This is a genomic window from Rhizobium bangladeshense, assembly GCF_001662075.1.
Classification (GTDB): domain Bacteria; phylum Pseudomonadota; class Alphaproteobacteria; order Rhizobiales; family Rhizobiaceae; genus Rhizobium; species Rhizobium bangladeshense_B.
Genome location: NZ_LYPL01000046.1, coordinates 1 through 3454 on the forward strand (window position 1 = coordinate 1; position 3454 = coordinate 3454).

Genomic DNA, 3454 nt, shown 5'->3' on the forward strand with positions numbered 1-3454 from the left:
CGTTTACGCTTTTACGGCATTGGCGAACAAGCGTTCTGAAATCGTAATGCAGCGGCTTGGGATGACGAGAGTTGAGGGCGGCGAATTCCCTCATCCCGATTATCTGCCGACCGACCCGAGCGCGATGCACATGCTGTATGTTGCCGAAAAGACAACATGGATGTCGGATAGCTAGGCCTTAAACTCGCAAAAGCGGACGGTCGCCTTTTCCATCCCATCTCAGTCGAGTCCGCTCATGCAATGATCGCTTAGGGCCGACAGCAGTCGCGGGTCGCACGGATTGCCAGTAAAGGTCTTTCGACCTCTCATCGAAATTAACCATGTAGACCTCCTTCGATCGACTTCGGCGAAAAGTCCAGATAAGAACCTGGATCATGTTCAGGATGATACGCATACAGCTCTGATCCCCCGGCGGCCTTCGGCCGCCGATCGGCTGTGCCTGCTGTCGACCTCTGGAGCCTGAACATGACCCCCAGGCGTGGCGACGGCTTCCCTGGTGAAGCTCGCGGAAGCCGATGCGTTTCTGCCGTCGTTGAAACTGGAACGCCGTCAGGCGCTCTGGGACATCAAAGCCTTGCGCGACGAGCCTTTGGAGCGTTGGGCCGCGGCTGCCGAGCGCGAAGCTCGAACCGTCTCGGAAGTGCATGAACCCGAGCCATGCGAAAGAAGGTTGCGCATCCACGCTATTCGCTCCACCGCATCGAGGCGCTCCATCATCGCGTTTTGGCTGGCGCATAGGCGTTGAGCGTAGGCGCGCCAATGGGTGATGATCGGCCCTCGAAGCACTTATTTTTGTTCGTTGGAAGCTGCGAGTTGCCGACGCATCTCGGCCTCCAAAAAACTCCACTGGATTTGGACCTGCCCAAGTTCGCAGGCCAGGTCGCGCAGAGTCGGAAGGGCTTCATCAGCAACGGTCATGCCCCGTAGTATCAGAGTTGGCCGGGTTTTCGCCAGGTTAGTCTGCCGCCGCCGTCGGTGTGATGTACATAAAGCTATCTGACATGCTTTCGCCGAGCGTTTGCACGTACAGACCATCCATGATTTCGCGTAAGCTCTACTGCGGCGATGCGTTTGAACAACTCGGCAAATTCGAGGCCGTGATCAAATTGTAAATGGGGATATCGCAGCGTATTTCCGTCAAGTCCATTTCGTGCATGTCCAGGCGTACATGCGCGAACGCTTCGTCGGAGTGTGCATGACCTTGTGCCTAAGGCCGAGGATCGACTCGTGCAAGGCGCGCTCACTCGAAGTGAGAAAAGCCGATCCGCTTGAGGGGGACGATTGGGAAATTGGTTCCCCTACTTTTGGTGAATGCTCGCCCCGTAAGATACGACGAAGGTCGCGTCTCGTAGCATCTGAACCGTCTGAGTTCGATCTTGCAGTAGGTCGCGTCGGCGTCGATCTCGCAAAGGAATGTAATCGCGCTCAACACCATCTGGATTGGCATGAGAGGCTCTGCTCACGCTCCTGGTAGGAAGCTCATCTCGCGCGCCGCGGCCAGAAGTTTGTAACTTTTTGGCTTTCCGTGCGTTCTGTCGGGCGGCCACAGCGAACGGGAGGCAGTGATGTTGAAGCGCGAACTCATCGATACCGGGACCGACAAGCGCTACGTGCGGCGCGACGAAAGCGGGAAGTTTAAAGAGTCGGTGGACGTCGGCCGTGCCCTGTCGTCGGACAGGAAACAGACGGCGGAGCACGACGCCAAGCCCGGCCAAGGCGACAAGGGCGATCGCAAGAACTAGGTCCGTGAAGATCGCCACCTATAACGTCAACGGGGTGAATGGCCGTCTGGATATCCTGCTGCGGTGGCTGGAGAAGGCGTCGCCTGACGTAGTCTGCCTTCAGGAACTGAAGGCACCAGACCCGAAGTTCCCCGTCAAAGCTATCGAAACTGCCGGATACGGAGCGATTTGGCACGGCCAGAAGAGTTGGAATGGCGTGGCGATCCTCGCCAGAGACAGGGAGCCGACGCTGACGCGCAAGGGCCTTCCCGGTGATCCGGACGATACCCACAGCCGCTATATAGAGGCAGCGATCGATGGCATGGTGATCGGCTGCATCTATCTGCCCAACGGGAATCCCTATCCGGGACCGAAGTTCGAATACAAGCTGGCATGGTTCGACAGGCTGGCGGCTTATGCGGCAGAGCTGCTGGAACTCGACGTGCCGGTGATTCTCGCTGGCGACTACAACGGCATGCCGACGGAACTCGATGTCTACAAACCGGAACGTTGGGTGGACGACGCGCTGTTCCGCATCGAGGTCAGAGACGCCTATCATCGCCTGCTTGAACAAGGCTGGACGGATGCCCTCAGGCAGCTGCATCCCGGCGAACGCGTCTACACTTTTTGGGACTATTTCCGAAATGCCTTCGCGAGGGATGCCGGTCTTCGCATCGACCACTTCCTGCTCAGCCCGGATGTCACCAGGAGGCTTTCGGCTTCGGGGGTCGACAAGCATGTCCGGGGATGGGAGCACACAAGCGACCACGCGCCGACCTGGATTGAACTTTCAGATCGGCCTACGGAGGAAGGTCAATGACGATGAATGATTGGCGCGCCGAGCTGCGCCTCGAACTGGAAAAACTGGTTGACGCCGCCGTCGTCGCCGGCGCGCGCCAACAGGATGTCTACGCCGCCCTTCTTGACGAGACTGGACAGCTTCGGCTCGGCTACGAACGAGACCCTGATCCCGCCGACGATGTCAGCGAACAGGTGATCGAAGAACCGTCCAACAATTGGCCAGCCGCCGACAAAGGCTGAGTGAAATTCGAGAATGATCCTGCAGGGACGATACTGGGCGTCGCCGGTCAGAACTGGATTATAGAGCCGCGCGGGCTGTAAACCGAAGAGCCAGATGGCGGCAGCGACGGCCAACTCTAAGGAGTTTGATCCCCGCGGTCCTGCTGGTCCACGGCTACGACGACACAGGGGACATGTGGGTTCCGTTGGCCACGGAACTAGTGGCTGACCACACGGTAATCGCACAAGGAGCGCAACTGGCATCGCGCGCTGACCACAGCAAAGTGAAAAAAGGGTACGTACCTCAACTAGAACGCCATATTTTCAACTTGTACACCTAATACTTTAGACTAAGCTTGCGCCTGCCGGAGGCCGCAGGGAGGCGGTTTCCCACAAAAAGATATCAGTCCCCGGGAGGAAAATGATGCAAAAATCCGATATTGCGATACCCCCAAAAGACCTCGATTTGCTCCAGACGGTTCTTGACGCTTGGTGCGCGCAGCATCGCATTCCTCGCAAGGAAGCGACTGCCGAAGCGAAGATATTAATCAACGAGTACAAGCGCGGCACTCGTTCCCAGATCAAACTCATCGACGCGCTTATCGACGGCACCAAGCACTAGCGGGCTCAGCCTTCTTTTAGTCGAGAACCCGGCCTAACCAGCCGGGTTTTTCATGCCGAAACGGCGTCACGATCGATCCGATGGAGGAACC

General features: G+C 57.7%; 4 protein-coding genes and 1 pseudogene. All 5 read left to right on the forward strand.

All coding sequences use genetic code 11. The annotated features are described in order from the left end of the window. Nucleotides 1-475: 475 nt before the first annotated feature. Nucleotides 476-655, forward strand: a pseudogene (locus tag A7X77_RS31040) (hypothetical protein); the annotation flags it as partial. A 910-nt stretch (nucleotides 656-1565) separates the two neighbouring features. Further along, nucleotides 1566-1742, forward strand: a complete 177-nt coding sequence (locus tag A7X77_RS33275; RefSeq protein ID WP_156668190.1) for a hypothetical protein — start codon at nucleotides 1566-1568, stop codon at nucleotides 1740-1742. A 4-nt stretch (nucleotides 1743-1746) separates the two neighbouring features. After that, nucleotides 1747-2541, forward strand: a complete 795-nt coding sequence (xth, locus tag A7X77_RS31050; protein WP_064686619.1) for an exodeoxyribonuclease III — start codon at nucleotides 1747-1749, stop codon at nucleotides 2539-2541. Further along, entirely contained in the window at nucleotides 2538-2762 is a 225-nt protein-coding gene (locus tag A7X77_RS31055; RefSeq protein WP_064686620.1) for a hypothetical protein, read from the forward strand. Before xth ends, A7X77_RS31055 begins: the two co-directional genes overlap by 4 nt. Nucleotides 2763-3165: 403 nt before the next feature. Beyond that, nucleotides 3166-3363, forward strand: coding sequence for a hypothetical protein (locus tag A7X77_RS31065; protein ID WP_064686622.1), 198 nt, complete (start codon nucleotides 3166-3168; stop codon nucleotides 3361-3363). Nucleotides 3364-3454 lie beyond the last annotated feature (91 nt).

Excerpts from the sequence above, each read along its gene's own strand:
- A7X77_RS31055 (WP_064686620.1), top strand. The coding sequence starts at position 2,538 with ATGACGATGAATGATTGGCGCGCCGAGCTGCGCCTCGAACTGGAAAAA.
- A7X77_RS31065 (WP_064686622.1), top strand. The coding sequence starts at position 3,166 with ATGCAAAAATCCGATATTGCGATACCCCCAAAAGACCTCGATTTGCTC.
- A7X77_RS33275 (WP_156668190.1), top strand. The coding sequence starts at position 1,566 with ATGTTGAAGCGCGAACTCATCGATACCGGGACCGACAAGCGCTACGTG.